Source organism: Shewanella denitrificans OS217 (assembly GCF_000013765.1).
Lineage (GTDB): Bacteria > Pseudomonadota > Gammaproteobacteria > Enterobacterales > Shewanellaceae > Shewanella > Shewanella denitrificans.
Genome location: NC_007954.1, coordinates 1678171 through 1704233, shown reverse-complemented (window position 1 = coordinate 1704233; position 26063 = coordinate 1678171). Strand labels below are relative to the sequence as shown.

At 44.0% G+C, this 26063-nt stretch carries 35 protein-coding genes; 11 read left to right on the top strand and 24 right to left on the bottom strand.

Annotated features, from left to right (window positions below; genetic code table 11):
* Position 1: 1 nt before the first annotated feature.
* Complete coding sequence (locus tag SDEN_RS07705) at positions 2–313, bottom strand: pyrimidine/purine nucleoside phosphorylase (protein WP_011495915.1); 312 nt, start codon at positions 311–313, stop codon at positions 2–4.
* Positions 314–623: 310 nt separating this feature from the next.
* Here SDEN_RS07705 and SDEN_RS07700 point away from each other — a divergent pair, with 310 nt between their 5' ends.
* A complete protein-coding gene (locus SDEN_RS07700) occupies positions 624–1028 on the top strand; it encodes a hypothetical protein (protein ID WP_011495914.1) in 405 nt (134 codons plus the stop codon).
* A 199-nt stretch (positions 1029–1227) separates the two neighbouring features.
* On the opposite strand, the gene SDEN_RS07695 is transcribed toward SDEN_RS07700, so the two are convergent.
* From SDEN_RS07695 to SDEN_RS07685, 3 genes are all read right to left on the bottom strand, one after another.
* Positions 1228–1863, bottom strand: coding sequence for a DUF6058 family natural product biosynthesis protein (locus tag SDEN_RS07695; protein ID WP_011495913.1), 636 nt, complete (start codon positions 1861–1863; stop codon positions 1228–1230).
* Between the two features lie 105 nt (positions 1864–1968).
* The gene (locus tag SDEN_RS07690) at positions 1969–2397 is read right to left on the bottom strand and encodes a bifunctional diaminohydroxyphosphoribosylaminopyrimidine deaminase/5-amino-6-(5-phosphoribosylamino)uracil reductase RibD (RefSeq protein ID WP_011495912.1); all 429 of its coding nucleotides are present in this window, start codon (positions 2395–2397) and stop codon (positions 1969–1971) included.
* 67 nt (positions 2398–2464) lie between these two features.
* Positions 2465–3157 (bottom strand): aspartate/glutamate racemase family protein, encoded by a 693-nt coding sequence (locus SDEN_RS07685; protein WP_011495911.1) that lies wholly within the window; start codon positions 3155–3157, stop codon positions 2465–2467.
* Positions 3158–3421: 264 nt separating this feature from the next.
* On the opposite strand from SDEN_RS07685, the gene SDEN_RS07680 reads away from it, so the two are divergent.
* The 3 genes from SDEN_RS07680 to xthA are packed head-to-tail and all read left to right on the top strand — an operon-like array spanning position 3422 to position 5116.
* Positions 3422–3967 carry a septation protein A gene (locus SDEN_RS07680; protein ID WP_011495910.1) on the top strand — a complete coding sequence of 182 codons (546 nt, stop codon included), beginning with the start codon at positions 3422–3424 and terminating at the stop codon, positions 3965–3967.
* Between the two features lie 40 nt (positions 3968–4007).
* Positions 4008–4307, top strand: a complete 300-nt coding sequence (locus SDEN_RS07675) for a YciI family protein (protein ID WP_011495909.1) — start codon at positions 4008–4010, stop codon at positions 4305–4307.
* The gene (gene xthA, locus SDEN_RS07670) at positions 4307–5116 is read left to right on the top strand and encodes an exodeoxyribonuclease III (RefSeq protein ID WP_011495908.1); all 810 of its coding nucleotides are present in this window, start codon (positions 4307–4309) and stop codon (positions 5114–5116) included. The genes SDEN_RS07675 and xthA overlap by 1 nt, the downstream gene beginning before the upstream one ends.
* 139 nt (positions 5117–5255) lie before the next feature.
* On the opposite strand, the gene SDEN_RS07665 is transcribed toward xthA, so the two are convergent.
* From SDEN_RS07665 to trmJ, 10 genes are all read right to left on the bottom strand, one after another.
* On the bottom strand, positions 5256–5552 hold the full coding sequence (locus SDEN_RS07665) for a c-type cytochrome (protein WP_011495907.1): 297 nt from the start codon (positions 5550–5552) through the stop codon (positions 5256–5258).
* Positions 5553–5868: 316 nt separating this feature from the next.
* Positions 5869–6204, bottom strand: a complete 336-nt coding sequence (gene fdx / locus SDEN_RS07660) for an ISC system 2Fe-2S type ferredoxin (RefSeq protein WP_011495906.1) — start codon at positions 6202–6204, stop codon at positions 5869–5871.
* Positions 6205–6212: 8 nt separating this feature from the next.
* Positions 6213–8072, bottom strand: a complete 1860-nt coding sequence (hscA, locus tag SDEN_RS07655; protein WP_011495905.1) for a Fe-S protein assembly chaperone HscA — start codon at positions 8070–8072, stop codon at positions 6213–6215.
* Between the two features lie 71 nt (positions 8073–8143).
* Positions 8144–8668, bottom strand: a complete 525-nt coding sequence (hscB, locus tag SDEN_RS07650; RefSeq protein WP_011495904.1) for a co-chaperone HscB — start codon at positions 8666–8668, stop codon at positions 8144–8146.
* Positions 8669–8715: 47 nt separating this feature from the next.
* Positions 8716–9039: an iron-sulfur cluster assembly protein IscA gene (gene iscA / locus SDEN_RS07645; RefSeq protein ID WP_011495903.1), complete on the bottom strand. Its 324-nt coding sequence runs from the start codon at positions 9037–9039 to the stop codon at positions 8716–8718.
* 14 nt (positions 9040–9053) lie between these two features.
* On the bottom strand, positions 9054–9437 hold the full coding sequence (gene iscU / locus SDEN_RS07640) for a Fe-S cluster assembly scaffold IscU (protein ID WP_011495902.1): 384 nt from the start codon (positions 9435–9437) through the stop codon (positions 9054–9056).
* A 36-nt stretch (positions 9438–9473) separates the two neighbouring features.
* The gene (locus SDEN_RS07635; protein WP_011495901.1) at positions 9474–10688 is read right to left on the bottom strand and encodes an IscS subfamily cysteine desulfurase; all 1215 of its coding nucleotides are present in this window, start codon (positions 10686–10688) and stop codon (positions 9474–9476) included.
* Positions 10689–10778: 90 nt separating this feature from the next.
* Positions 10779–11240 carry a Fe-S cluster assembly transcriptional regulator IscR gene (iscR, locus tag SDEN_RS07630; protein WP_011495900.1) on the bottom strand — a complete coding sequence of 154 codons (462 nt, stop codon included), beginning with the start codon at positions 11238–11240 and terminating at the stop codon, positions 10779–10781.
* A 339-nt stretch (positions 11241–11579) separates the two neighbouring features.
* Positions 11580–12401 (bottom strand): serine O-acetyltransferase, encoded by an 822-nt coding sequence (cysE, locus tag SDEN_RS07625; RefSeq protein ID WP_011495899.1) that lies wholly within the window; start codon positions 12399–12401, stop codon positions 11580–11582.
* 17 nt (positions 12402–12418) lie between these two features.
* The gene (gene trmJ, locus SDEN_RS07620) at positions 12419–13198 is read right to left on the bottom strand and encodes a tRNA (cytosine(32)/uridine(32)-2'-O)-methyltransferase TrmJ (protein ID WP_011495898.1); all 780 of its coding nucleotides are present in this window, start codon (positions 13196–13198) and stop codon (positions 12419–12421) included.
* Between the two features lie 161 nt (positions 13199–13359).
* Here trmJ and suhB point away from each other — a divergent pair, with 161 nt between their 5' ends.
* From suhB to SDEN_RS20200, 6 genes are all read left to right on the top strand, one after another.
* Positions 13360–14163: an inositol-1-monophosphatase gene (gene suhB / locus SDEN_RS07615; RefSeq protein ID WP_011495897.1), complete on the top strand. Its 804-nt coding sequence runs from the start codon at positions 13360–13362 to the stop codon at positions 14161–14163.
* A 113-nt stretch (positions 14164–14276) separates the two neighbouring features.
* Positions 14277–14681, top strand: a complete 405-nt coding sequence (locus SDEN_RS07610; protein WP_011495896.1) for a phosphate-starvation-inducible protein PsiE — start codon at positions 14277–14279, stop codon at positions 14679–14681.
* Between the two features lie 124 nt (positions 14682–14805).
* A complete protein-coding gene (locus SDEN_RS07605) occupies positions 14806–15111 on the top strand; it encodes a PilZ domain-containing protein (protein ID WP_011495895.1) in 306 nt (101 codons plus the stop codon).
* Between the two features lie 86 nt (positions 15112–15197).
* Positions 15198–15866: an AAA family ATPase gene (locus SDEN_RS07600; protein ID WP_041406143.1), complete on the top strand. Its 669-nt coding sequence runs from the start codon at positions 15198–15200 to the stop codon at positions 15864–15866.
* Positions 15853–16185 (top strand): hypothetical protein, encoded by a 333-nt coding sequence (locus SDEN_RS07595; protein WP_011495893.1) that lies wholly within the window; start codon positions 15853–15855, stop codon positions 16183–16185. The genes SDEN_RS07600 and SDEN_RS07595 overlap by 14 nt, the downstream gene beginning before the upstream one ends.
* A gap of 65 nt (positions 16186–16250) precedes the next feature.
* A complete protein-coding gene (locus tag SDEN_RS20200; protein WP_011495892.1) occupies positions 16251–16655 on the top strand; it encodes a VF530 family DNA-binding protein in 405 nt (134 codons plus the stop codon).
* Positions 16656–16714: 59 nt separating this feature from the next.
* On the opposite strand, the gene SDEN_RS07585 is transcribed toward SDEN_RS20200, so the two are convergent.
* From SDEN_RS07585 to SDEN_RS07575, 3 genes are all read right to left on the bottom strand, one after another.
* Entirely contained in the window at positions 16715–17566 is an 852-nt protein-coding gene (locus SDEN_RS07585) for a hypothetical protein (protein ID WP_011495891.1), read from the bottom strand.
* Positions 17567–17591: 25 nt separating this feature from the next.
* Complete coding sequence (ribA, locus tag SDEN_RS07580) at positions 17592–18209, bottom strand: GTP cyclohydrolase II (protein WP_011495890.1); 618 nt, start codon at positions 18207–18209, stop codon at positions 17592–17594.
* A gap of 90 nt (positions 18210–18299) precedes the next feature.
* Entirely contained in the window at positions 18300–18656 is a 357-nt protein-coding gene (locus SDEN_RS07575) for a YibL family ribosome-associated protein (RefSeq protein ID WP_011495889.1), read from the bottom strand.
* A 280-nt stretch (positions 18657–18936) separates the two neighbouring features.
* Here SDEN_RS07575 and SDEN_RS07570 point away from each other — a divergent pair, with 280 nt between their 5' ends.
* Positions 18937–21414 carry a TonB-dependent receptor gene (locus tag SDEN_RS07570; protein WP_011495888.1) on the top strand — a complete coding sequence of 826 codons (2478 nt, stop codon included), beginning with the start codon at positions 18937–18939 and terminating at the stop codon, positions 21412–21414.
* Between the two features lie 683 nt (positions 21415–22097).
* On the opposite strand, the gene SDEN_RS07565 is transcribed toward SDEN_RS07570, so the two are convergent.
* The 7 genes from SDEN_RS07565 to SDEN_RS07540 all read right to left on the bottom strand — a co-directional run bounded on the left by SDEN_RS07565 (position 22098) and on the right by SDEN_RS07540 (position 25668).
* Entirely contained in the window at positions 22098–22490 is a 393-nt protein-coding gene (locus SDEN_RS07565; protein ID WP_011495887.1) for a VOC family protein, read from the bottom strand.
* Complete coding sequence (locus SDEN_RS20675) at positions 22480–22701, bottom strand: hypothetical protein (protein ID WP_041405728.1); 222 nt, start codon at positions 22699–22701, stop codon at positions 22480–22482. The genes SDEN_RS07565 and SDEN_RS20675 overlap by 11 nt, the downstream gene beginning before the upstream one ends.
* Positions 22605–23003, bottom strand: a complete 399-nt coding sequence (locus SDEN_RS21020; protein ID WP_011495886.1) for a flavodoxin family protein — start codon at positions 23001–23003, stop codon at positions 22605–22607. The genes SDEN_RS20675 and SDEN_RS21020 overlap by 97 nt, the downstream gene beginning before the upstream one ends.
* A gap of 159 nt (positions 23004–23162) precedes the next feature.
* Positions 23163–24101, bottom strand: coding sequence for an alpha/beta hydrolase family protein (locus SDEN_RS07555; protein ID WP_011495885.1), 939 nt, complete (start codon positions 24099–24101; stop codon positions 23163–23165).
* 7 nt (positions 24102–24108) lie between these two features.
* Positions 24109–24738: a helix-turn-helix transcriptional regulator gene (locus tag SDEN_RS19775; RefSeq protein WP_011495884.1), complete on the bottom strand. Its 630-nt coding sequence runs from the start codon at positions 24736–24738 to the stop codon at positions 24109–24111.
* An 82-nt stretch (positions 24739–24820) separates the two neighbouring features.
* Positions 24821–25132: a DUF6419 family natural product biosynthesis protein gene (locus SDEN_RS07545; protein WP_041405727.1), complete on the bottom strand. Its 312-nt coding sequence runs from the start codon at positions 25130–25132 to the stop codon at positions 24821–24823.
* A 92-nt stretch (positions 25133–25224) separates the two neighbouring features.
* The gene (locus SDEN_RS07540; protein WP_232279934.1) at positions 25225–25668 is read right to left on the bottom strand and encodes a GNAT family N-acetyltransferase; all 444 of its coding nucleotides are present in this window, start codon (positions 25666–25668) and stop codon (positions 25225–25227) included.
* Between the last annotated feature and the right edge of the window lie 395 nt (positions 25669–26063).

The window sequence follows — 26063 nt, the reverse complement described above, 5'->3', positions numbered from 1 at the left end:
ATTAGATCAGATAGCACCATGCGTGTCTACTAAATTGAAAATAAAAGCAATTATCAGGGGATTCCCTAGCTTCAAAGCTTTGTGGTCCCACTATGCTTTGCCAAGTGTGACTTTCCGGCAGCATAATTTGCAACTCACCTGACATTATTTCCATTAACTCCTTGGCCTGAGTTCCAAATTCATATTCACCCGGTAACATTAATCCTAAGGTTTTGTGACTTCCATCATTAAACTGCACAGTGCGGCTACTCACCTTGCCATCGAAATACACATTGGCGGCCTTTACCAAGGTAACATTATTAAATTGCGACATTTTCTCTCCTATCACTTTATATTAGTTATATTATTTTATTGAGATTACAGGGATTAAATTGGATTAACAATCCATTGGTTTGACCATCTGCCAAGTTCGAATGAGTTTATCGAAAACAAGCGGGTATATGGAGAGATTGCTAAACATCAAATAAAAATGCATCAGTATCTAGCTTTAAATTAAAAAGCGGAAAACCGTTTTTAAAGCTACACTCGAAATCATTTCACTGAAGCAAGATAGCGATAAGCTTGACTCCTCAACACGATGACCACAGCTTGTAGTTACCCATCTTAACCCTAGGAGTCATCAAATGAAAAAATTAGCACCACTGTTCATATCAGCCACGATATTATTTATGTCAGGCTGCGCCGTCTATCCACAAGCCCATTCCCAAAAAACCTACGGCCCACCTGCACATGCACCGGCCCATGGCTACAAACATAAGCATCATGGGCATCAACTCGTCTATGACACGAGTTTGGGTGTCTATCTTGTGTTGGGGCAGCCAAATATCTACTTCTACAACAATCATTATTACAAACACAGCAATGATCGCTGGTATTACAGCATTGAGCCCAATAATTGGCAGCACTATCAAGACAATAAATTACCCCCAGGACTTTCGAAGAAATATCACCATGGGAAAAAAGATCATCACAAAGGAAAAAACAAAGGCAAGAATAAGCACAAAAACAAAAACAAACACGATCACTAAAACTTGGGTTGGCACGCCTCCATTTAACATCCACTGTTATTAAGCCGAGTCAAATTTGAACAAACTGACTCTTGCGCACTCGAGAGACCCCGTGGCAATAACACCAGTTATTGCCACGAAGAATTGCCAGGGACTATTGCCACGGGCTATAGCTTCAAAACATGGGGCTAGCTGCCCTGAAAAAGTGAAGTCTAAAGGATTAACTTTCTAACTGGTATTGGCGACGCACTTCATTAATTAAACGCTGGCGAGAACTTTTTAACCTTTCATGGGGGGCAAACAATGAACTTGCCGAGTCCAACAGGTTTACCGCTAACCTCAGCTGACTAATTTGAGCCTGAGTTAGCTGCCCTTCCCCTAGCAATTCATTAATTTCTAGGATGGCCAACTCTTTCGCGGCGATATCCTCTGGTAATCCAGATTGAGTACACAAACCGTATATCCCCGCTAAAAAATGGCCCCATTCTTGTTTGATGTGCTCATCAAGTTCAGAGTTCACCTTTGGATTGCTGGTCCTGTGCCCTAGCTCTTTTAAGTGTTCAAGGGCCATTTTGTAACGTGTAGCAAACACCTCAAAAACCGTGTCTGCAGAGTCGGATGATTGAATAACCCCAAGCCAAGAGGCGTAACCTTTAGCATAATATTCAATGATTTGTTCTTCATGATGTGGGCCGAAGAAAGAGTGGCTTTGCAGTTGCAGGCTTAATTGATAAGCGCATTTAGGCATCAAGCCCTGCTGTTGATAACTCAGTAAATCTTGCTGACTGACCTTTGAAATATCAAGCAGCTGCTCTTGAGTAAAAAAATGCTCATTTAAATAGTTAATTAATTCCATTGATATAACACTCCCTATAAAAAACTTAATTCGACTCCAAAGTGAGACACGCCCAGTGAAGCAGTTAACTTGTCCTTAGTGAAAAGCAAGTTCCAGCCTAGCTCATCACTCGGGTTTTAACAGGTATGGTGATAAAAATGCACTGGCTTGTGCCTCACATATCCCAAGTTCGACATTAATGCCCGCATGTTGAAGCATGGCTAAACCCTTACCATTATTTCTTGAGTCTGGATCAAGCATGGCAAGCACCAGATGTTTGAGACCCGAATGAGCAAGTCTAGCCGCACAAGCTGGCGTTCTCCCAACAAAGGAGCAAGGCTCCAAAGTCACGTATGCGGTCACACCGGCCAGATCACCCGTATATGAGTTTAACGCTTCAACTTCAGCATGATTTCCGCCAATGACTTGGGTAAATCCTTGGCCGACAACCTGACCATCCTTCACCAATACGCATCCCACCGGTGGATTTGGCAAGCAATGTGGCAGCGCCTTTTTAGACAACTCAAGCGCTATTAACATGTATTCTTCAGCCATAGTTAATCCAATCGATTCTCCCCCAATTCACAGTCTATATTCAGCAAGCTGAGTCATCTAAACAAGCTTAGCTTGGCATAGCACAAGCGAACTTGAAGGCGGCGTCACACTGAATGGCCATGGGGTCGACAATCTCGAGTTGAGTTATTGTTGGGGTAATGACTAAAGGGAGTTCAGTACAGGCAGTGATCACGGCATCACAATCTAGGTAATTCGCTAATATCTTCTCGAACGCTGCAGTAAATTGTTCTGTGGCATGCCCCTTAGCGATACTCTGCTGCATAGATTGGATGTGTATACGCTCCTCGAGCGCGGGCACTATTACCTCTATGCCATGAGCGGCAATTTTATTGCTGTAATAACCACTTTCCATAGTGTATTGAGTGCCTGTTAATAACACTTTTTTATGGCCTTTTTGGTACACATGCTGCGCCGTTAAATCCGCCATATGGAACACAGGTACAGATAAATTCAGTTTATCTTTAATGGCATCAAACGCTTGATGCAAAGTATTATTACAGATCAAAATGCAGCTTGGGCATAAATCATTGAGATACTGCAACTCTCTTTGTAAAATGGGATATATTTTATCCCACCCATTTGGGTAGTGCTGACGAATGTCAAAATAATCCATGCTGGATAATAATAATCGCGCCGAATGTCCCTCGCCTAAATGTGCCTGAGCCTTCTCATTGAGCAAACGATAATACTCTATCGTCGATGGCCAACTCATTCCGCCTAATAATCCAATTCTTTCCATGATGGGTATACCTAAGTCCGAGCGTTTCGAGAAAGGCAATAAGTTGACCTTTTCGACTTCTAAAGTCAATATCAAACAGATAATCTTGCCTGAGTCGATTCAAAGCCCTTGTGGCGTAATAGTGCCCTGAGTTATAAGAGATTAAATGTTCAATTAAAAAAGCATTCATAAATTATTGGTTAGCATAATTTACGCATTCTAGCTTTTGTTGCTAAGACTATGGCGTGATACACTCAGTTCATCGTTCATTCAGCACTTTAGATTATGAAACAACTGCTCGATTTTCTGCCATTAATCATCTTTTTCACTGTATATAAATTAGTCGATATTTACACTGCTACTGGCGCTTTGATTGCCGCCACTGCAGTGCAAATTGCCATCCTTTACTTTGTCTATAAGAAAGTCGAAAAAATGCACTTAGTCACCTTTGCTATGGTGACAGTCTTTGGCACACTGACGTTAGCGTTTCATGATGATGCCTTTATCAAATGGAAAGTCACCATCATCTATAGCTTGTTTGCTATTGCATTAGCCGTCAGTCAAATAATGAATAAATCCATTATTAAAGCTATGCTGGGCAAAGAGTTAAAGGCCGATGACAACATCTGGGCCAGAGTCACTTGGTATTGGGCGCTGTTCTTTATTGGTTGTGGTGTGCTCAATGTGTATGTTGCCTTTAGCTTACCCTTAGAGACTTGGGTTAATTTTAAAGTCTTTGGCTTAACCGCACTGACCTTACTCAATACGGTTATCAGCGTTTTCTATATATACAAGCATGCCCAGCCTGAACAGGATGATACGGCGAACTAAATAAGATGCCACTCTAGTGGCCATTCAAGGAGCATTAAACATGTGGTATATGATTTCTTCGCAAGATGTTGAAAATAGTTTAGAAAAGCGCTTATCAGTCCGCTCGTTTCACTTAGCCAGACTGCAAGAATTATCTGATGAAGGCCGCCTATTAGTCGCAGGTCCTCATCCGGCAATTGATAATGAAAATCCAGGGGATGCAGGCTTTACCGGCTCCTTGGTTATCGCAGACTTTGCCAGCCTTGAGATAGCTCAAGCTTGGGCCGATGCTGACCCCTATATTGAGGCTGGCGTTTATGCCAGCGTGATAGTGAAACCCTTTAAGCGAGTATTGCCTTAATGAAAATTATCTCTTTTAATATTAATGGCCTGCGAGCGAGGCTGCATCAATTACAAGCCCTTATCGACAGTCATCAGCCCGATATTATTGGTCTGCAAGAAACTAAGGTTCATGATGAGGCGTTTCCAGTTGCTGACGTAGAAGCCATGGGCTACAAGGTGCACTACCATGGCGGCAAGGCCCATTATGGCGTGGCTATGCTATCAAAGCTTGAACCGATTGAAGTGCAAAAAGGCTTTAGTACCGATGAAGAGGATGCCCAGCGCCGTCTTATCATAGGCAAATTTAATCAAGCCAATGGCCGCGTACTGACGGTTATTAATGGCTATTTCCCTCAGGGTGACAGCATACATCACGAGACTAAATACCCAGCCAAGCGCAAGTTCTACCAAGACTTAATGGCTCACTTAGATGCAAACCACAGTCCAGATGAAGACATTGCCATCATAGGTGATATTAATATTTCCCCGCAGGATTTAGACATAGGCATAGGCGAGGTTAACGCTAAACGCTGGCTTAAGACAGGTAAATGCAGCTTTCAACCTGAAGAGCGTGAATGGTTAGCCTGTTTACTGGATTGGGGTTTTATCGACAGTTTCCGCCTGCTGCACCCGACTCGTGAGCAGCGTTATTCTTGGTTTGATTATCGCAGCAAAGGCTTTGATGATAACCGAGGCCTGCGCATAGACGTGATTTTAATCACTGCTTCCATGACGGCAAATCTTGTGGAGTCTGATGTGGATTATGATCTCAGAGGCATAGAAAAACCCTCAGATCATGCGCCTATCTGGAGCACATTTTCCGTATAAGCCTACTTGGCTCTCAACAGAATAAACATTAGCTTCAACACTAAAAAGCACAGTTACTTGATGTTAACTGTGCTTTTTTTATCCCGCTAATTCGCTGTGTAATGCGCTATTAGCGGCTGTCACCATAGGATCCGAAAGCCTATTTAAGGCCTGCGTAGTAGGCAGAGATATTAGTGATATCTTCATCGCTTAATGGCATTGCCATCGCACCCATTACAGGATCTTTACGGGTACCGCTTTTAAAGTCTTTAAGTTGCTTCTCAAGGTAAGCCGCCTTTTGTCCTTTAAGATTCGGATACATAGGCGCGAAGGAAACACCATCTGCGCCATGGCAGGCAGCGCACATACCAGACTTGGCTTTACCCGCATCCACGTCGGCGGCCATAGCTGACATGGACAATAAGCTGGATAATACTAATATGGCTAAGTTTCTCATCTTCAATCCTTAATTTTGGTTTCACGACACGGGTTTCACAACACGGTTTTATCGGCTCAATTTATTATTTAATGACTTAACTTAATTGAGTTAAATCCCCACCTAAGTGTAATTACTGAGCGCAGTGGAATTCTTATTCATTCCATTAACTAGCATCGTAAATGCATCTTCATCGATAAGGAAACACCATAGCGTCAGTTTGTGATCCCATCGACACTTTCTGTTTATTATTTTAATCAAGGTCAAATCTAAGCCAAAAAAACCGCCTAAACAGGCGGTTACTTTTTATCTAGCACAGACAGTTGTCTTTGGAAAATTAGCCTTCGCTGACCATATTGATGGTGTACTTAGGAATATCCACCACCATATCACCATTAACCACCTTGGCCTGACAAGAAAGACGGCTTTCAGGCTCTAATCCCCAGGCTTTATCTAGCATGTCGTCTTCTAATTCATCACTGGGTTCTAAATCATTAAACCCTTCACGCACCACCACATGGCAAGTAGTACAAGCACATGATTTTTCACATGCATGCTCTATGTGAATGCCATTTCTTAGGGCAACATTTAAAATGGTCTCACCCACTTGGGCTTCAACAACAGCGCCATCTGGGCACAGCTCTGCGTGTGGCAAAAATACTAATTGTGGCATCATATCACCTATATATTATCGATAGACTGACCCTTTAGGGCCGCCTTAATAGAGTTGTCCATCCGCAGTGACGCGAAATCTTGAGTCTTATCATCCAGTGCCTTAATAGCCTGCTCGATTGCGTCTCTATCATTACCTTTGGCTATTTCGCCAAGGTTTGCTAAAGCCGCTTGCAGGGATTCACGCTCGCTAAGCTCAAGTAAATCACCGTCATTATTGAGCGCGGCTTGCAGGGATTCAATCACCCGCATGGCTTCGACTTTCTGCTCGGTAAGCATACGCAGGCTGATATCATCTTTAGCATGCTTCATGGAATCTTTAAGCATGGTCGCAATCTCAAGATCTGATAAACCAAAGGAAGGCTTCACCTGAATACTGGTATTAACCCCAGTTGATTTCTCCATGGCAGTAACGCTTAATAAGCCATCGGCATCCACTTGGAAGGTCACCCGAATGTGAGCAGCCCCTGCCGCAAGTGCAGGGATATCCGTTAAGGTAAAGCGCGCTAGTGAACGGCAATCATCCACCAGCTCACGCTCACCTTGCACCACATGGAAGGCCATGGCAGTTTGACCATCTTTAAAGGTGGTAAATTCCTGAGCGCGGGCAACCGGAATAGTGGTATTGCGGGGAATAACTTTCTCCACTAAACCGCCCATGGTTTCTATGCCAAGGGAAAGTGGAATAACGTCAAGTAGCAGCAGATCTGAATCTGGCTTATTGCCCACTAAAATATCCGCTTGAATAGCAGCCCCTATGGCAACCACGCGATCGGGATCGATGGAAGTTAACGGCGTCTTGTTAAAAAACTGCTCAACTTGCTGACGCACTAACGGTACTCGAGTCGAACCGCCGACCATTACCGTTTCAATGACTTCATCTGTGCTTATGCCAGCATCACGAAGAGTACGGCGACAACTGCTGATGGTTTTCTTCACTAACGTCGCAATCAAGGCTTCAAAATCCGCTTTGCTTATCTCAAGACTTAAGTCTGAGCCATCAAGGCTGACATGGGCAGTGACTGTGTCGTTATCGGTCAAGGCTTCTTTAACACGGCGGGCTTCGATAAGCAGTTGGCGGGATAACTGCGCCGACGCTGAGGTTAACCCCCAAGCCGCTTGCAGATGTTGCTGTAATAAATGGTCAAAATCATCGCCACCTAGGGCTGAGTTGCCACCTGTGGCCAAGACTTCGAATACGCCGCCACTTAAACGTAGCACTGAAATATCAAAGGTGCCGCCACCTAAATCATAAACAGCGATAACGCCTTCTTGTTTGCTATCAAGTCCGTAAGCAATGGCCGCCGCCGTTGGCTCGTTAAGTAAACGCAGTACTTTGACACCCAGTAACTCGGCCGCATCTTTAGTGCCTTGGCGCTGGGCATCATCGAAATAGGCTGGCACAGTAATTACCACACCCTGCAATTGACCACCTAAGGTCTTTTCAGCGCGTTCAATTAATGGACGCAATATGTCAGCCGAGGCTTGAATAGGGTTAACTGCGCCTTGGGGCATCACAAATAATGGCAGCCCTTGCTCACTAACGGAAAATTCATAGGGAAATTCTTGCATGCCCGCTTGAATGTCACTGAGGCTCTTACCCATAAAGCGCTTCACTGACACTAATGTTTGAGCAGGGAAAAGTGCCGACAAGGCTTCGGCATCGTGGCCGACTAAGGTTGAGTCAACGCCGTAATGCACCACAGATGGCAGAGAATGACGCCCTTCACTATCGGCTAAGGTCAGTGCTTCACCGCTTCGTACCGCGGCGACTAATGAATTTGTGGTGCCAAGGTCTATGCCGACGGCGAGTCTATGTTCGTGGGGAGCGGCACTTTGGCCAGGCTCAGCAATCTGCAACAGTGCCATAATTTACCATTTTGTTATTGGTCAAATTAACTTTAACCATGGGTGATCCAATAAGAGTTTACCCGATGCGGTTAGTCAAGCAAGGCATCTTCTATGTTGGTTAACTCTTGCTGTAATTTTGCCATAAATTTAAGCTTACGCACTTGATCTGCCGCCTTTAGGTAGGCGACCTCATCTTGGGTTTGCAATAGATGGCTTAACTGAGAGAACAACAGTTTTTCATGAGCTGAGAATGAATCGTAGAGTTCATCAATTTGCTCTTGGGGCTGCTTACTGTGTTTAATGTCTTCCAAGGCTTCACGCCAATCCATCTGCTGCATTAAAAACACAGTATCTTTGATCGTGGTAGTTTCATGACTTAAATCGACGCCACCTAGGCTAAGTAAGTGCTCAGCGCGGCGCAGTGGCTGTTTTAGGGTATGGTAACCGTCATTAACTTGAGCTGTGCGCTGTACGGCGAGTAGCTTTTGCTGCTCGCTGTCGTTGGCAAACTTATCGGGATGTACCGCCTTTTGCAGCTCGCGGTAGCGTTCTGCAAGTAAGCCAGTATCGATATCGAAGGAAGGTGTAAAATTAAACAGGTTAAAATAGTTCATCGGCAAACATCATGCTTTCTTGTATTTGATAAGCAAAAGCTGAGAGCTTATACAGTAAAGCTCTCACCACAACCGCACTCACCTTTTGCATTCGGGTTATTAAACTGGAAACCTTCATTGAGGCCTTCTTTCACGAAATCCAATTCAATCCCTTGCAGATAGATGAAACTCTTAGCATCGATGATGATGTTAACATCGTCTATGGTGTAGATTTCATCATCATCATTGAGTGTGTCAACAAACTCAATCACGTATGCCATGCCTGAGCAACCAGAAGTACGTAACCCAAGACGAAGACCTAATCCTTTGCCGCGATTGACGAGAAATGATTTTACTCTGTCAGCCGCCGCTGGGGTCATTGTAATTGCCATGTTAACTCCAGGTATTACTTAACTTGTCTAGACTTATACTCATCAAGCGCGGCTTTAATCGCGTCTTCAGCTAAAATCGAGCAATGGATTTTCACTGGAGGTAACGCCAGCTCTTGCGCGATATCGGCATTCTTGATGCTGCCTGCTTGTTCAACACTCTTGCCTTTTACCCATTCAGTCACTAATGAGCTAGATGCAATGGCGCTGCCACAACCATAAGTCTTGAATTTTGCATCTTCGATAATGCCATCGGCACTGATCTTAAGTTGCAACTTCATTACGTCACCACATGCGGGTGCGCCAACCATGCCAGTGACAACACTGGGATCATTTTTATCGAATGAACCAACGTTACGTGGGTTTTCGTAGTGATCTATTACTTTTTCGCTATACGCCATGATACTGCTCCAAATACCCTAAGGTATTATCAAAAATTAGTGATGTGCCCATTGGACTTGATCCAAATCGATACCGTCTTTAAACATTTCCCATAGCGGCGACATTTCACGCAGCTTATCTATTGATTGGGTAATGACTTTGATCGCATGATCTATATCTTCATCTGTGGTGAAACGGCCAATTGAGAAGCGGATTGAGCTGTGAGCCATTTCATCATTTAAGCCTAAAGCACGTAACACATAGCTTGGCTCTAAACTCGCTGAGGTACAGGCTGAACCCGAAGATACCGCTAAGTCTTTCAATGCCATCATCAAGGACTCACCTTCAACAAAGTTGAAGCTGACATTTAAGCTGCCGCAAAAGCGCTGCTCCATGTCGCCATTGATATAAGTTTCTTCGATGTGCTTAACGCCATTCCATAACTTGTCACGTAGGGTGCGGATACGGGCATTGTCACTTTCCATATCTTGTTTGGCAATCGCTGCGGCTTCACCTAAACCCACCAACTGGTGAGTCGCAAGGGTACCACTGCGCATACCACGCTCATGACCACCACCGTGCATTTGTGATTCTAAACGAATGCGTGGCTTACGACGAACATAAAGGGCACCAACCCCTTTAGGGCCGTACATTTTATGGCCTGAGATAGAAATCAAATCGACTTTTAGTTGCTGGACGTCGATTGGCAGTTTACCTGCGCTTTGAGCAGCATCCATATGGAAGATAATGCCTTTTGAGCGACATAACTCACCGATAGCCATCACATCTTGAATAACACCGATTTCGTTATTCACATGCATTATGCTCACTAACAATGTGTCATCACGCATGGCGTCTTCGATACGCGCCAAAGGAATTAAGCCATTTGCTTCTGGCTCAAGGTAAGTCACCTCATAACCTTCACGCTCTAATTGGCGACAGGTATCTAGCACAGCTTTATGTTCTGTCTTACTGGTGATGATGTGCTTGCCTTTCTTGTGATAGAAATGCGCAATGCCTTTGATCGCCAAGTTGATTGATTCAGTCGCGCCAGAAGTAAACACGATTTCTCTGTGGTCGGCGTTAATCAAATCAGCCACTTGATTGCGGGCAATATCCACCGCTTCTTCGGCTTGCCAACCATACTTGTGTGAACGGGATGCTGGATTTCCAAACACACCATCCATCGTCATGTGTTGCATCATTTTTTCAGCAACGCGAGGATCCACTGGGGTTGTTGCGGCATAATCTAAATAGATAGGAAGCTTCATAACACACTCCGTACTCAGCTATTGAATCCAAACACAGTTCAAATCAACACTAAGTACTATAATAATTGTATTTAAATCAACACAGTAGAGTTAAAGACTCAATCTATGCTCGTTCTGAATTTTGTCTTGCTTTAACGAAATAAATTGCACATCTCGCTTTTGCATCAAGCCAGCAAGCGAAATACCATCCAAAAAATCGGCAATTTGCTTACTGAGATCTCCCCATAAAGAATGGGTTAAGCAACGTGTGCCACTCTGGCAATTTCCTTTGCCTTGACAGCGAGTCACATCCACAGATTCATCTACTGCATGCACGACCATGCTAATAGAGATATCTTTTGCTTCTAGGCCTAAATGATAACCGCCACCTGGTCCACGGACACTGGCGACTAGACCTTCTTTACGTAACTTAGCAAAAAGTTGTTCTAGATAAGAAAGCGATATTCCCTGTCTTTCGGAGATATCGGCTAAGGGAACCGGCCCTGTTGTTGAATGAATCGCTACATCCAACATGGCTGTTACTGCGTAGCGACCTTTTGATGTAAGTTTCATAATGACTACGACTCCCAAAAGTATGCTGTAATTTCATCATACCCGAGTAATTTAGTCAAGTATTAAACCTAGTGTTTTACTCAAGTATTATCTAACAAAAATGCATTTTCAGGAGAAAAACAGCCGCGGTATTTAACCTTTTTATGGCTCAAAATTCAATCTTAAAGGCTGAAATTACTTAAATCTGTCAAGTTTTACCCATGAGTTAGCTTTTTATCACCACAACAGTTACATAAGGTTAACAATTAAGCCTTGATGAAGGAGTCGATGAACAAGTAAAGGCCGCACTTAATGTGACGGCCTAATACATTTAACTCGATGTGCTACAGAGCAGCTGTGCTAAATAATCGGGTCGAACTCATCCAAATCAAACTTACGTTTCTTTGCTGCAGCTTTTTCGGCTTCATCAAATTCGCCCACATTCAGTTCGGGCAGTTTATCGGTACAGACATTGCCGCCCATGCTCTGAATGGCTTGACACAAATCTTGCACCTTGGAGTCCATCAAATGCATATGATCTAACATCTGCCCAATGGCATTGGCAACAGGATCAGGATTGTCTGGAGAAACGGCGTAAGCATCAAATCCGTATTTTTCTGCCATCGCGCTACGACGCTGGGTTTTCTCACTAGACTGCCCAGTTTGCGTGGCGACGACTCTCCCGGGGATCCCAACTACAGTGGTGTCCTTGGGAACATCTTTGACCACCACAGAATTGGAGCCCACACGGGCACCATCATGCATAGTGATAGGCCCCAAAATTTTAGCCCCCGCACCCACAACCACATTATTTGCTAATGTGGGGTGACGCTTGCCTGCGCGCCAAGTGGTGCCGCCTAACGTGACCCCATGATACAAGGTGCAGTCATCGCCAATTTCAGCGGTTTCGCCAATGACAATACCCATGCCATGGTCAATAAAAAATCGTCTACCTATGGTGGCACCAGGGTGAATTTCGACCCCGGTGAGCCAGCGTGAAAAAGTCGACAAACATCGGGCGCTTAGCTTCCAATTTGCGTGCCACAATTTATGGCTCGCTCTATGGATCCAGATGGCCTGCATACCTGGATAATTGAATAGTATTTCAAAGGCATTGCGCGCCGCTGGATCGCGATGATAAATGGAGGCTATGTCTTCTTTTATTCTGGCTATCATGCCCATAGATTTTCCTTGGCCCTTTACTCTTTTGGCGGTATTTTTTTATCAATAGAAGTTAAGATCCCGCGAAGGATATTCATCTCTTGCTCTTCAACCCGAGCTCGACTAAACAGACGTCTCAATTTCATCATGATTTGGCCTGGGTGGTTTTTAATCACAAAACCTGTGGCTAACAACGTCGACTCTAGATGTGTGTAGAAGCGCTCAAGATCTGCCGATAATGGATAAGCTTGTGGCTCTTCAGGGGCAGTTTCTGCTTCTACGATTGCAGCCGCTTGTGGCGCAGCTTCAGAGTCATCCATTTTCGCTAATTGAGCCAAGTGCGCGACACGGGCTTCATAACAGATAATCTGCACCGCTTGAGCTAAATTCAATGAACTGTATTCTGGATTGGCAGGGATCGCCACATGAAATTGACAGCTTTGTAACTCTTCATTGCTCAAGCCATTATTTTCACGGCCAAACACGATAGCAACAGGGCCATTTAGTGCTTCGGCAGTTAATTTAATGCCCGCTTCTCTTGGATCAAGCATAGGCCAATCTAAGGTGCGACTGCGCGCGCTAGTGGCAATCACTAAGCTACAATCTGCAATGGCTTCGGCTAGGGAGTCTACCCGAGTTAAATGTTTTAAAATGTCGCTCGCACCCGCCGATAACGCAATGGATTGACCATCGGGTTCAACCTTAGGCTCAGCAAGGTATAAGTTTGATAACCCCATTGTTTTCATCGCTCTGGCAGTAGAGCCTATGTTTCCAGGGTGAGATGTTCCAACTAAAACGACACGTATATTACTGAGCATGATGGTTTACTAAGCTAATCGACAAATGAAGGCTGGCATACTATCACATGCTGCTGCTTGTGGTAATAAACTGCTTATATGAAAATCTTCATTTGATATAATCGATTATTTACGTATAATACGGCCGCTATTTATCGTTCTTTAACATCCAGGGGATTGCTATGCATCCGATGCTGACTATCGCTACGCGCGCTGCACGCGCCGCGGGCCAAACTATTATGCGCGCCTATACTGAACTCGACCGTGTCGAAGTTTCTGCCAAAGGACTAAACGACTTTGTGACCAGTGTAGACAAGGAAGCTGAAGCCACTATTCTGTATCAGATCCGTAAATCTTACCCAGACCACACTGTGGTGGGCGAAGAAAGCGGTGAACATCGCGGTGACAATAAAGACTACGTCTGGATAGTCGATCCTCTTGATGGCACGAACAACTTCGTTCGTGGTATTCCTCATTTTGCCGTCTCCATTGCCCTTCAATATAAAGGCAAGGTTGAAGTGGCTGTGATTTATGATCCTGTCCGTGAAGAACTCTTCTCAGCCGTACGTGGTAAAGGCGCAAAGCTTAACGATTTCCGCTTACGCGTGACCAACGTGACTGAGTTAAACAATACCTTAATTGGTACTGGTTTCCCTTTCAAAGCACGTCAACACACTGAAAGTTACATGAAAATTCTGACCACACTGTTCCCTGTGTGTGCAGACCTTCGTCGTGCGGGTTCAGCGGCGTTAGATTTAGCTTATGTTGCTGCTGGTCGTTTAGACGGTTTCTTTGAAATCGGTCTTAAGCCATGGGATATCGCAGCGGGCGATCTTATCTGCCGCGAAGCTGGCGGTACTGTGACTGACTTTACAGGTAATCATAATTATATGGCTTCTGGCAATATTGTTGCTGGTTCTCCTAAAGTGACCACTGAACTTGTTAAATTAATGCGCCCATTATTAAATGATGGCTTAAAACGTTAATTATCAAACAATAGCTCAATCCGCTATTGGTATAAAAACAACCGCCGAGTACCATACTTAGGCGGTTTTTTTATGATTATATTTTATGCCGTTCACTCATCAGGATAAACACCATGTCGTTAACCCGTAGAGTAAGCCTGTCCTTACTGAAGAAAGTTGAATACTTAGTATTATTTATCATCGCAATAGCAACCTTGGTCTCTATTGGCGAAGAGATTTACAACATGATAAATTTACGCACCGTTGCTTTGGCAGATTTATTACTGTTATTTATCTATCTCGAAGTGCTCGCCATGGTGGTCAATTATATAGAATCGGGCAAACTGCCGATCCGCATGCCACTTTATATCGCCATTGTCGCGCTGGCTCGCTATTTAATTCTGGACATGAAAGCCATGGATGATTGGCGTATTCTGGCCATTTCACTCTCAACCATATTACTTGCAGTGACAGTCATAGTCATCCGTTGGGGCCAACTTACGATGCCCTACCCAAAGAATCAGGACTATGATAACTAGCCGATTAAGCTTGTCATCAGGTGCATAAAAGATTCGAGCAGATGTTTTTTAGTGGCTTGATTGGTATAAATGAAAAAAGTGATTATGCTATTTCAATAGCATCACATTCCTTCATGGAGCCAATATGAGTACAGATCCTAATGAAATGGCAGAAAAGCGCGACTCCATTCGCTTAGATTTAGAAGCGGAGCGTGTGCTTATCCATTGGAAAGATAGCACTGGTGCCGAGCAGCAAGACTATGCCATCTGTATGGACCTTGCTCGTAACGGACTGCTATTCGATTACAGTTTACCCTTCGATATCGGCGAGTTGATTGCAGTAACCTTTAATCCTAATACCGATAAACAGCATCAAGTCTTCGGCCAAGTATGTAGATGTAATACTCGCTCCGCAGACAGTTTCTATGTCGCCTTACAGCTATTGAAATAATCATTGTATTAAATGCAATTGCTGCAGTTTAGCTAAGCTGTCCTATACTGAATAAAAAAGTGCTCAACTGGGTATATTATATGGGACTGATATTGTTAGTAGGTGGTGAGAAAGGCGGTAGCGGCAAGAGCTGTATGGCACAGAATCTCGCCGTCCACATCACACAAAAATACCAAGCCAACGTACTAATGGTGGATTGCGATCCCCAGCGCACCACTTCAGATTGGATCCAAGCCAGAAACAATGACCCCAACCTGCCCTTGATCAATTGCATCCAACTCTACGGCAAAATTCGTAACGATCTATTAAGTCTGTCCGAACGCTTTGACTATGTCATCGTCGATTGTGGCGGCCAGGATAACCTTGCCATGCGTGCCGCCATGTCAGTCGCCACTTATGTGGTGCTACCTTTGCGTCCCAAACGCCGTGATTTAAAAACCTTGCCCCATATGGAAGATATGCTCAGTACCTGTAAAATGGTCAATCCTAAAATGGTAGCCACCATAGTGCTCACTCAATGCCCCGCGCTACCGACTCAATATAAGCGCATCCTTGAAGCCAAGGAAGTGATCGAGTCCTTTGGATTACGGGTATTAAACGCTATCACTTTCTGTCGTAATATTTATGATGACAGTGAGGAAAGTGGTTCATCTGTACTTGAAATTGAACCTGATGGTAAGGCCGCGGATGAAATTCGTGCCATAGCCGATGAATTATTCGCAATCCCTCCAGAAAATAGCTATGAGCTTAACTGATCTTAAACGCAAGAAACTCAAATCTAAACCTAAGTCGATTTCGGCAGATGAGTTTATTTCTGATGCCGACAACTATGCGGCAGGCAGAAATGAGCAACTTGCTCAACAACGAGCAAAAGCTGGGCTAAATAAGAAAACCAGTTCTCTATATCGTCATGCCACTTTTACCCTGACTGAGCGCAGCATCAGTCAACTGGACAAATTGGCTCAGAACAACCAGCTGGCAAAATCCAAAATTCTGCGCCTACTTATTGACGAGTTCTACCATAGGCAATTACTCGACCCTAGCACCAGCCTAATCGATGATAATACTGACTAAGCCAATGCAGTTTTCTGCCCATTCAGATGGTACAATGACCAAAATCAGTCAATTTAAAGCATCCTATGAACCAGCAAAATAATCCTTTACATGGCCTAAAACTGGAGGCCATCTTAATATTTTTGGTGGATAAATACGGTTGGGAAGAGTTAGGTCTTAGGATTAACATTCGCTGCTTCACGCACGATCCTAGCATCAAATCCAGCTTGGCCTTTTTACGAAAAACCCAATGGGCCAGAGATAAGGTTGAATACCTATATTTAAAAGCCAATAAACTGCCATTGCCTACCCCTAAGGTTGACTCTGGCGGAACCAACAAATTTGACGACAAGCCTAAAAAAGCCCAGCACTCCTCGGGTTCTCTAGCGGGGCAAGCTAAGCCACAAACCAAGCAGACAGCAAATCATACTGACGCCTTGCCTCAGGCAAATAAAGCCATATGGGGTAATGCCAGCCCTAAGGGTGATTAAGATAAAAACGGCTTTTATGTGTCCTAGAAGGCCTGTGCTGACAGGTAAGCTTTAAGGTGCTATAAAGGGAAATCGAGATGAAACTTGATGACCCTTAAGCCTTCACCGACCTGATAACTGAGGCCAGCTCTTTTGATGTTCAGGTATTCCCAGCCTACAGGCTGAGTAAACAACAAGCTAAAACCTAGCTCTACACTGTAATTGGTAAAGGTATCGGCTTTAGTCACTGAACTGAATTTAAGTTTGTCAAAATACCAATTAGCCCCCAGAAACAATCTAGGTTCAAACGCGACATCTCCCCACAGCCATTGCTGATTAAGCCCTGATTCGATACCACTGCTTAAAGCGGAAAAACTCTCAGTATTGTGATCGAGTTTATTGCGATACCCAGCATAATAAAGCCGGTTAACCCAAGTGGGTGAATAATCTGGCCAATCCATATCGTAGAGCGCGGAGATCCCCATTGAAAAAATAGCCACTTGGTTTTCATTGCTAAAGTTGTAACCAAAACCTAAATCAACATAAGATTCATAACGCCAACGATTTTGACCTTTCCAGTGATATTCAACCCCAGGTGTCATTACCATGGTACCCACACCCGTGGGAATATCGCCGCTGGGAAAATCTTTAAAATCATAATTAAAGAAACCGAGTGAAATGGGTAAACGCAGCATAAGTTTGCTGTCTGACCAGTCAGCTAATTCATGCTTAAGGGGAATGTTGAGAACCGCAGCACTCTGCTCTGAGGTGCGATAAACGCCACTGCCTAAATAATTAGCAAAGGCGTAATGGGAGGCATCTTTAGTGGTGACTTCTGTGGCAGCCTCCGCAGTCCAAGCCCAGCCAGTAATGAATGCTAAAAAACTGATCTTATTGGTATTTGACTGAATGAAGGCTAACAATGAGGTCATTCACTTAACTCTAGAGCCAACACAATTAGTTGCCTTTATCATCATTAAAGTGATGTTCAGACATCATATGTCCAAGCTCAGTGGATTTGGTCTTTAGGTAAGCTTCATTGTAGCGGTTTTTACCCACCTGCAAAGGCACCCTTTCAGCAACGACAATACCTAAGTCTTGCATCGCTTTGACTTTACGGGGGTTATTCGTCATTAGCTTAACTTGAGTCACGGCAATTTTTTCAAGCATTGGCGCTATCATGTCGTACTTACGCATATCGGCATCAAAACCTAAACGTTCATTGGCTTCAACCGTGTTCGCCCCCGCATCTTGCAACTCATAGGCGCGAATTTTATTGAGTAAGCCAATACCGCGGCCTTCTTGGCGTAAGTAAAGAATAAATCCTTGCCCCGCTTCGGCAATGTTCTGCATCGCCGTCTGTAATTGAAAACCACAGTCGCAGCGTAAGCTAAATAAGGCATCACCGGTTAAACATTCAGAATGAATACGACCTAAGATAGCGTGGCTTGGCTGCCACTCACCAAAGGTCAGTGCAACATGCTCTTTACCCGTTTGAGTATCTTCAAAACCGTGCATGGAAAACACGCCCCAAGGCGTAGGTAATTTAGAAGTAGCGATATAGTTTATCGACATGGGCCAACCTTACAACTGCACTCAATCCGTGAGATTTAAATCTTCCTAATCAAACACATGACTGCCTTAGCAGTCATCATTAGCGGCAAACTAAAACGCTTGAGGAGCAAAACCTGTAACGTCTTTGATGCCCATTTCCCGACCAAGAGCCGTCATCGGATGCACCACAACTAAGCCTTTAACTGACTTTTTAAGCTTGCCCATATCCGCCTGTTCGGCTTTGGTCAAAGTACGCTTAAATGGCAAGGTTTTTACGTCTGTGCCTTCTTTTTTAAGCTCACGGGTCTGCTGACCTTTAACACTGCTAATACGCTTAGACACTGTGGTTATTTCTTTCTTAAACTGCAGAATAATAGTGGCATCACCACGCTGCTCTGCGGCTGCAAGCTTACGGCGAAACTTTTCTAATTTATCATTCAAATCTTGCAGTTCTTGCTTTAAATTCATTATTTTACCTTAATATCTTAATCATGCTTTCAGCATTTCTCAGGTCATCAATACTGGTATAAATTGACTACAGCACAGTGACTTGGGCGAAGTATAACAGCAAGTTTACTGAAACACATTAACAAGCTAGCACCTAAGATGGACAATCTTGACTAAGCAATAGTGATACCTCTGGCTGATTTATCAAGTTATTGATGAATTTAGCCAGTTTATACAATTATACTTGCAACAACTATGATAATCATTATCATTCGCGACTTCATTTATAAAGGTATCAGTTATGAAGTCGTTACGTTTATCTCTACTTGCTCTTGCTTGCCATAGCGCACTGTTTGCCGTTACTGCCAGTGCTCACACTACTATCCTCGCCTCACAAACGTCAGCCACGTCTGAGGCACAGACTAATAAGGCCCGTGATAACAAGGATGTTGAGCGTATAACCGTCTATGGAAGACAAAACCAAGTGGTGATGAATTCAGGCCTTGCCACCAAGTCTGATATGTCATTGATGGAAACCCCAGCGGCAGTTGTGATTGTCGATGAGGCGCTTTTCGATGCACAAGGCTTAAGCAATATGCAAGACTTGGTACGTAATATCAGCGGCGTAACTCAAGCTGGCAACAACTATGGCATAGGCGATAACCTAGTGGTACGCGGCCTAGGCGCTAACTATACCTATGACGGCATGTATGGCGGCGCAGGCTTAGGCAACACCTTTAACCCGACACGCTCACTGGCAAACGTGAGCTCGGTTGAAGTGTTAAAAGGCCCAGCAACCGGCCTTTATGGCATGGGTAGCGCCGGTGGCGTTATTAACCTCATTGAGAAAAAACCAGAATTTACTAGCCAACATGAGTTTGAGCTGGAGCTAGGTCAGTGGGACAGCTATTCAATGCTTGCCGACAGTACTGGCGCTATTAGCGATGATTTAGCCTATCGTGTTGTCGCTAAAAGCGCCCGCAGTGACGGTTACCGTGACATGGGCACCGACAGAGATGAAGTTTACGGCTCATTAAAGTTTTTGATTAATGATGACCAAAACATCATGTTATCAGCCGCCTACATTAAAGATGCTATCCCAGTAGACTCTATCGGCCACCCCATCCGTATTTATAATGCTGAGTCAGTCAATGGCAAAACTGCGGGAGAAGCCACCTGGCAAGACCTAGTCAATGACCCCGGTAGCAAAGGCATACAGCTTACAGATCTTCAGCGTCAAGAATTGGCAAACTCCTTAAGTTCAAGCGATGGCCTAACTCCTTATACTTTCGGACACAAGGGCTTAATCTCCCCAATGGCCAAAGCCAACGAAGGCGAGGAGCTGCGTCTTAAGCTGACTCACAATATCTACTTAAGCGACAATCTGCATTTAAATCAGCAGCTGCAATACCGTAACTATGACACCGGCTTTGCTCGCCAAACGGGTGCCTATAACTATGTGTACTGGGAACAAAGCGAGGGTATCAATGTTGCTCCTCGTGCGCCGCTGCTAGAAGATGGCAAGTTATACCCCTTTGCCGCTCGCCGTCAGGAATACCGTAAAGCCAGCGCAGATGAAAAATCATGGCAGTACTTTGCTGATTTACGCTACGACTTCGAACTTGCAGGCATAGACAATGAACTGTTAATGAATGCAAATTTTGAAGACAGAAGCATACGCTCACAGCAATATTCAATCTGGGATAAAGACTACATAATCAAAGATAAAAAAGGCCAGCTGCTGTATCAAGGCAGCCTACCCTACATCTATGATATCCGTAACCCTAACTGGGGCACGGGACAATTTGAGGATTACGATCCGCTGCGTACTAGTAACTACGACAAAGCCATCAGTGCTTGGGGCTTAGGCGTTCAACACGTAGGTTACTTAGGCAATGGTTTTACCAGCCGTATCGGAGTCGCGTTTAATGAAATCAAGCAAGCTTACGAGCATTTAGGTGTCGATGCCCGCTACAGCGCAAGTCGCGCAGAGCCAACGCAACTGGCTGATACCACAGATAACGGCATGACCTATAACTTAGGCTTAACCTATATGCCAACCGATGATTTATCTTTCTTCATCAACCATGCAAAAGGCCGTACGGCCTACAGTGTGCTTGGTGATATTAAGGGCGATCAAAGCGACAGAGAAGATTCTGAGTCAGTCAGCAAAGATTTTGGCATAAGAGCCAAAGGGTTTGACGATCAATTACTGGCCTCATTAATTTTCTTTAAAACGTCACGTACTAACTTGCAATACGGCAATCCACTCTATAATTCTGACGTGTCTGGCCCTGAAGTACCACAGTATTTCAATAACGGCAGTGAAGACACTGAAGGTGTAGAGCTTGATATCAACGCCACTCTTAACCAGCAATGGACAATCAATGTCAATGCTGTCTACCAAGACGCCAGAGATAACCAAGACCCAAGCCGAAGTGATGCAAATCAACGTCAAAAAGGCGTGCCATACGTCACCGCTGGCATGTGGGCAAGCTACGCCGCTGACTTTGGCTTACGTGAGCCTATTTCCCTTAGTTTAGGCGGAAAGTACGTCGGCGAGCGCAGCACACACTCAAGCCGATTCGGTATTCCAGACGGCCATGTGCCAAGTTATGCCGTTATGGACTCAGCCATCAGCTATGATGCCCAAGACTATAAGATCCAGTTAAACATTAACAACTTGTTTAATAAGGTCTATTATGAGAAAGCTATGTTCCTGGGCGGCATGCCAGGGGAAGAGCGTAACGCTAAGCTAACCTTAACTTACCGTCTGTAAAGACTGAATAATGAAAAGCACAGCCCTAGGGCTGTGCTTTTTTATCGCTCCCCCCCTGGGGTTTGAGGCAGTTGGTTTCATTTTACCATCGGCTTTATCGCTGTATTTTCAGTCAGAGGCAATACTTCTGGGCCAACCGCCTAAGCCAAGCCATGGGAACGATATGAAAACGGAGAAAAATTGATCAACAGAGTTGATTCTGGGCCGGATTTTCTATTTCTCAGCTTCATACTTAAGATACCTGTTTAACCGACTGATAAGAGCAGGAATTGCCTTAGGATGCGACAAATATTCTTGAATTGGCATTAGCTTCCAATATTGCCCTCATCACTAAATCAGATATTACTAATTTCTGCATCTTTTCCCTAAGCCACAAAAAGAATGTGCACCCATTACCGCTCTGATTGATAATTTTTTCTTATACAAAAATCTAGTCGCAGGGAATGAAGTTGAAAATGCTTCCTTGAGCTCTCGAAGCACACTCTTCTGGAGAATTATGGCCTTCTCTACCCCCTTCAGGAAAATCCCACAGTACAGGAAATGGTAGGTCTGGGATTTCGTCTCGCTTATAAACCAGCAGCGAATCATTTAAAATGTAGGCGAGCTTGCATCCTGTAAAATTTTCACTCATTGGGATTATTTAAGTTAAGATCGATTATTAGCGATCATGTGGCTCACAGGGATTAGATTTGTGCACTTAATCGTTGCGATAAGTGGCCATATTCGTAGCTGGTAATTTCAAATGGATTACCATCTGGATCACAAAAGTAAATAGACCAAGATAAATCGTGGTCGACGAGTTCAAAATCGACAGATTTACTGTTCAAATGTCTTATCCAATGGATAAAATTATTACAATTTACCCCAAAAGCGACTGTGGTTTTTTGAGGCTGAGTAGACTCAAATAATGCAAGATGAACCTTGCCACTGGCAATCGTTAATGGTCCATGTTCAACCCACGGCTCGAATTGTTGCATCCGGTTAAACCCCATAAACTCAGAGTACCATTTCTCAGCTGCCGCTCTGTCGCTGACGTATAAATGAACGTGATCTATGACTTCGAGTTCAGGAACCATATTTGTCCTTTAAATATTCATTAGCTGTACAAAAATCAGCTATCTTTGACTGATTTTTTTCTCTTAAAAAGGCATCATCACAGGCACAATACAGCATGCCTAAGTAGCCCAAACCTAAATATTCAAAGGTACAGCGAAATACCTGTTCGAAACAATCTTTAGGCATAATGTCACTGCCCGTAGATAACACCCCGGCAACTTTCCCACGCAACTGCCTTCCAAGTGGCTTATTAATTTCAATAAGTCTGACAAGCGATCCATAAAAACTTTCATCTGTGCACTAGGTGAGTACCAGTAAATGGGTGAGGCAAAAATGATGATATCGTGTTTAATCACTTGATTAATTAACAGTAGAAAATCATCTGATGTATTTTTAAACTCATAATCGAACGGTAAAATTGAGAAATCCGATAATGGAAAGACATTCGCCCCCGTTGCCTGTGCAAATTCGTTTGCTAATGCCGACGTATTCCCATCACTACGACTTGTCCCTAACACTATCGCTATGCTCATATTGCTCCTTGAGGTTAATTTTAGTTTACAGGTAGACCCGATAAACGCCTTAAGCCAATCCCTTGGCGAGGACAGTGACTTGAATTGTCATTTATTTTAGTAACTTATCATCTGGTATAGGCTTTATCAATCTTTGATACTGAACAAAAGGATGCGTATTTAGCTAAGACCATTGCTATAAATAAAGCCAAATATATGCTCGAGTATTTGTTGCTGTATTGCCTTGCGATCGACACCTTGTCGATCCTTACACAAAGCGACGCCTTTTACTTGCCTGTCTGAGTCGCATTTATCAATGTAAATAAAGTGACCCGCACCTTGTTCAATACCGACTAATTTCGCAGCTTGAATATGGTCTGCATAATAGTTGGCGTGTGCGCTAAATGGCAGGAAATCATTGTCTACCGAGCCCAGAATTAGCGCTGGGATTTTTATGTTTTCTAAGCTCTGCTCACTAACCGCATATCCCAAGGCCGGATCTAGCGCAATAACCACGGCAACTCGCTCGTCTCGCATTTGCGCTTGCAGTAAGCCCATTTTCTGCAACGTGTCTTCACTCATTGGCTCACGCGTACTTTGCTTGCCATAATCGCAGCCTTTATCATTTGTTGCCTTTGCTGACGCGCAATAGGTCTGCGACTTACCCGCAGCTAAACTCGCGCCCGCCATGGCTAAAGAGGTAAATCCACCAGAAGAATGACCAAGCATAATTACCTTGTCCGTGTTAAGTGAGATATTAAATAACCCCGCTTTGGATAAACTATCGATAGCAAAGCTGACATCTTGTGGGCGCTGCCAGAAGCGCATGGCGGTAGTCGGATCTATAGTTTCAGGCCCATAAACCCAGGACTCACCAAAATGAGCGCCCCCAGCAACAAGCCAGCCCTGGGAGGCCAATGCATAGCCAAGCCAGTTCATTTCACGGGGTGAGCCAAAGGCCCCATGAGAGATAATCGCAACACGGTGACGACTTTGCTTAGGGGATAAACACATCGTCGCATCACAAGGCACTGCATCCGCTTGATACCAAAACTTGATTTTAGCTGGTCGATTCATTTGCTGATTTAATAAGTCGACTTCCGTTGTCTTCAATGCCACTGCAGCGCTAGAAAAGGCTTCTGCACTGCAAAAAACGGCTTTCAGTTTGCTCTATCGACCAGGGGTTATCAACAGAAACACCAATAGGCTGCAACTCAGCGTAACGTAACGGCTCAGCCATAGCGGCTAGACGGCCGTATAATTCACCTGCCACTTGGGAGAAAGATTGCTCATTAAAACCTTTGCCATACAAGCCGTACACTTGTCGCTCAGGCAAGGTTTTCCAAACAGGTTGCAATTTCTGCTCAGTTAATCGTTTTCTAGGTGTTAAGCTGCCAACCCGCACATTGTTCGGCAAATTACCTTGAACTACTTCGCTTGGGGTAACAGAGAAGTTCTTTTTAAACGCCCTAGAAAAAGAGGAAGGGGAATCATAGCCGACGCTAATAGCAACATCGATAATATTGTGGTTTCCCTGTTTGATTAACTGCAGTGCCTTATCCAATTTATGCCGCTGAATAAACTCACCTAATTGGTACCCCGTCGCCGCAAAAAATATGCGATTAAAGTGGTACTTAGAAAAGCCGCTATAACTTGCCAGGGCATCTAAGCTGATAGTTTGATCGCTATGGTCATAAATATACTGCCCGACTTGGCTAATAATTTTAGCCTTCCTGCTGTTTAAGCTATCTACCATGGTTGGTTAACCTACGTCGACAATGTCTTTTTTCTCCAGTCATATTACTTAGCGGTAAATTGTAATGCGTGAGCCTCTATATTTATGATTCTACTAAAATTACAGCCAATTTCCTTACGCCTAGTAGCACTCCACCGAATGAAACAGGAAAGAAAATCAATACACCTATCAGCGTGTATGAATCTGATATATCTATACTCGGACTTCCGATTACAGCAAGCGTATTGATTAACAGTAAAACTAAGGCCGATTGAATAAAGCCCTTATAACCCATGAACCCCGCGAACAATAGCATTATAAAAGAGATACCTACAGCAGGAGTAAATGGCGCAGCAGCTAACATCATACAAAGTAAAGAAATCATTACCGAAGATCCGATCACCAATTTTGACACTGAAATCTCCTTGAAACGTACGCCTAAACAGCGAGTAACTTGTAACGACTGCGGCGGACACAGCCCCGTTGTTTAAGGCGATTGTTAGCATATTACTCGGCACTGGAGAATGTAGAACGATACTTAACAAAACCCCGCTTGAGTGCCCCTTTAAAACCCTGTTTTTCAAAAAATGCATGGGAATCAGTCCGCTGGCTAGCACTAAGAAGCATGATCTTAGAGCAGTTAGTATTCACGCAAAAAATGTCAATTTCCTTAAACAAGGCCGAACCCACACCCAGCCCCCGAGCAGCAACATCAACAATTACGTTTTCTACGATAGCAAACGGCTGTTTACGAAACATAACATCAGAACACAATGAAACTAGCGCACTCCCGACAACATCACCTTGGTAATCACAGACAAATAGCATTGAGCGCTCATCGTCATACACAGCTTGTATTTGTTCTGGTTCCACCTTTACCCCAGGGTTATTAACCAACTGGTGATACAATTCAAACAATCTTAAAGCATCTTCGGGCTTTGCTTCACGCACTCTCAAATGAACACCTACCTTCCTGTAATGCTAACGTCTTAGTATTTATGCCTTGTGCTATTGCAAGGCATAAATCTCGGGGGAGACTTGGCCACTGCCAAGGTAAATGGGTAACTCTTTACTTATGTAAGATGCTATAGGAATTTGCTTTTGCGGGGTAGTCGCTTTTTATACTATCTACAGCTAATAACTTGATATCGCTTTAACTTTATATGAAAACTGTTTAGCTAACATCGATAGACATCACTAAGAAGCAGTAATTGTGTGCCACTCTCCCCCCCCCCATTGATTGATTGATTAGGAATATGGAAAAATGGAAAATTAACGGTGGCACCCACTGCTAAATTTTGAGGAACCAATCGATTGCAAAGATAGCTTGTAATCTTTACGGCTAA

Coding starts and splice junctions, on each gene's coding strand:
- SDEN_RS07680 (WP_011495910.1), top strand. CDS start 3,422: ATGAAACAACTGCTCGATTTTCTGCCATTAATCATCTTTTTCACTGTA.
- SDEN_RS07705 (WP_011495915.1), bottom strand. CDS start 313: ATGTCGCAATTTAATAATGTTACCTTGGTAAAGGCCGCCAATGTGTAT.
- SDEN_RS07665 (WP_011495907.1), bottom strand. CDS start 5,552: ATGAGAAACTTAGCCATATTAGTATTATCCAGCTTATTGTCCATGTCA.
- ribA (WP_011495890.1), bottom strand. CDS start 18,209: ATGTCGATAAACTATATCGCTACTTCTAAATTACCTACGCCTTGGGGC.
- iscR (WP_011495900.1), bottom strand. CDS start 11,240: ATGAAACTTACATCAAAAGGTCGCTACGCAGTAACAGCCATGTTGGAT.
- iscA (WP_011495903.1), bottom strand. CDS start 9,039: ATGGCAATTACAATGACCCCAGCGGCGGCTGACAGAGTAAAATCATTT.
- SDEN_RS07700 (WP_011495914.1), top strand. CDS start 624: ATGAAAAAATTAGCACCACTGTTCATATCAGCCACGATATTATTTATG.
- SDEN_RS21020 (WP_011495886.1), bottom strand. CDS start 23,003: ATGAGCATAGCGATAGTGTTAGGGACAAGTCGTAGTGATGGGAATACG.
- SDEN_RS07595 (WP_011495893.1), top strand. CDS start 15,853: ATGAGCTTAACTGATCTTAAACGCAAGAAACTCAAATCTAAACCTAAG.
- hscA (WP_011495905.1), bottom strand. CDS start 8,072: ATGGCACTGTTGCAGATTGCTGAGCCTGGCCAAAGTGCCGCTCCCCAC.
- SDEN_RS07610 (WP_011495896.1), top strand. CDS start 14,277: ATGTCGTTAACCCGTAGAGTAAGCCTGTCCTTACTGAAGAAAGTTGAA.
- fdx (WP_011495906.1), bottom strand. CDS start 6,204: ATGCCACAATTAGTATTTTTGCCACACGCAGAGCTGTGCCCAGATGGC.
- SDEN_RS07605 (WP_011495895.1), top strand. CDS start 14,806: ATGAGTACAGATCCTAATGAAATGGCAGAAAAGCGCGACTCCATTCGC.
- SDEN_RS07635 (WP_011495901.1), bottom strand. CDS start 10,688: ATGAAGCTTCCTATCTATTTAGATTATGCCGCAACAACCCCAGTGGAT.
- trmJ (WP_011495898.1), bottom strand. CDS start 13,198: ATGCTCAGTAATATACGTGTCGTTTTAGTTGGAACATCTCACCCTGGA.
- SDEN_RS07565 (WP_011495887.1), bottom strand. CDS start 22,490: ATGGTTCCTGAACTCGAAGTCATAGATCACGTTCATTTATACGTCAGC.
- SDEN_RS07575 (WP_011495889.1), bottom strand. CDS start 18,656: ATGAATTTAAAGCAAGAACTGCAAGATTTGAATGATAAATTAGAAAAG.
- hscB (WP_011495904.1), bottom strand. CDS start 8,668: ATGAACTATTTTAACCTGTTTAATTTTACACCTTCCTTCGATATCGAT.
- cysE (WP_011495899.1), bottom strand. CDS start 12,401: ATGGGCATGATAGCCAGAATAAAAGAAGACATAGCCTCCATTTATCAT.
- xthA (WP_011495908.1), top strand. CDS start 4,307: ATGAAAATTATCTCTTTTAATATTAATGGCCTGCGAGCGAGGCTGCAT.
- SDEN_RS07690 (WP_011495912.1), bottom strand. CDS start 2,397: ATGGCTGAAGAATACATGTTAATAGCGCTTGAGTTGTCTAAAAAGGCG.
- suhB (WP_011495897.1), top strand. CDS start 13,360: ATGCATCCGATGCTGACTATCGCTACGCGCGCTGCACGCGCCGCGGGC.
- SDEN_RS07675 (WP_011495909.1), top strand. CDS start 4,008: ATGTGGTATATGATTTCTTCGCAAGATGTTGAAAATAGTTTAGAAAAG.
- iscU (WP_011495902.1), bottom strand. CDS start 9,437: ATGGCGTATAGCGAAAAAGTAATAGATCACTACGAAAACCCACGTAAC.
- SDEN_RS07585 (WP_011495891.1), bottom strand. CDS start 17,566: ATGACCTCATTGTTAGCCTTCATTCAGTCAAATACCAATAAGATCAGT.
- SDEN_RS20200 (WP_011495892.1), top strand. CDS start 16,251: ATGAACCAGCAAAATAATCCTTTACATGGCCTAAAACTGGAGGCCATC.
- SDEN_RS07570 (WP_011495888.1), top strand. CDS start 18,937: ATGAAGTCGTTACGTTTATCTCTACTTGCTCTTGCTTGCCATAGCGCA.
- SDEN_RS19775 (WP_011495884.1), bottom strand. CDS start 24,738: ATGGTAGATAGCTTAAACAGCAGGAAGGCTAAAATTATTAGCCAAGTC.
- SDEN_RS07695 (WP_011495913.1), bottom strand. CDS start 1,863: ATGGAATTAATTAACTATTTAAATGAGCATTTTTTTACTCAAGAGCAG.
- SDEN_RS07685 (WP_011495911.1), bottom strand. CDS start 3,157: ATGGAAAGAATTGGATTATTAGGCGGAATGAGTTGGCCATCGACGATA.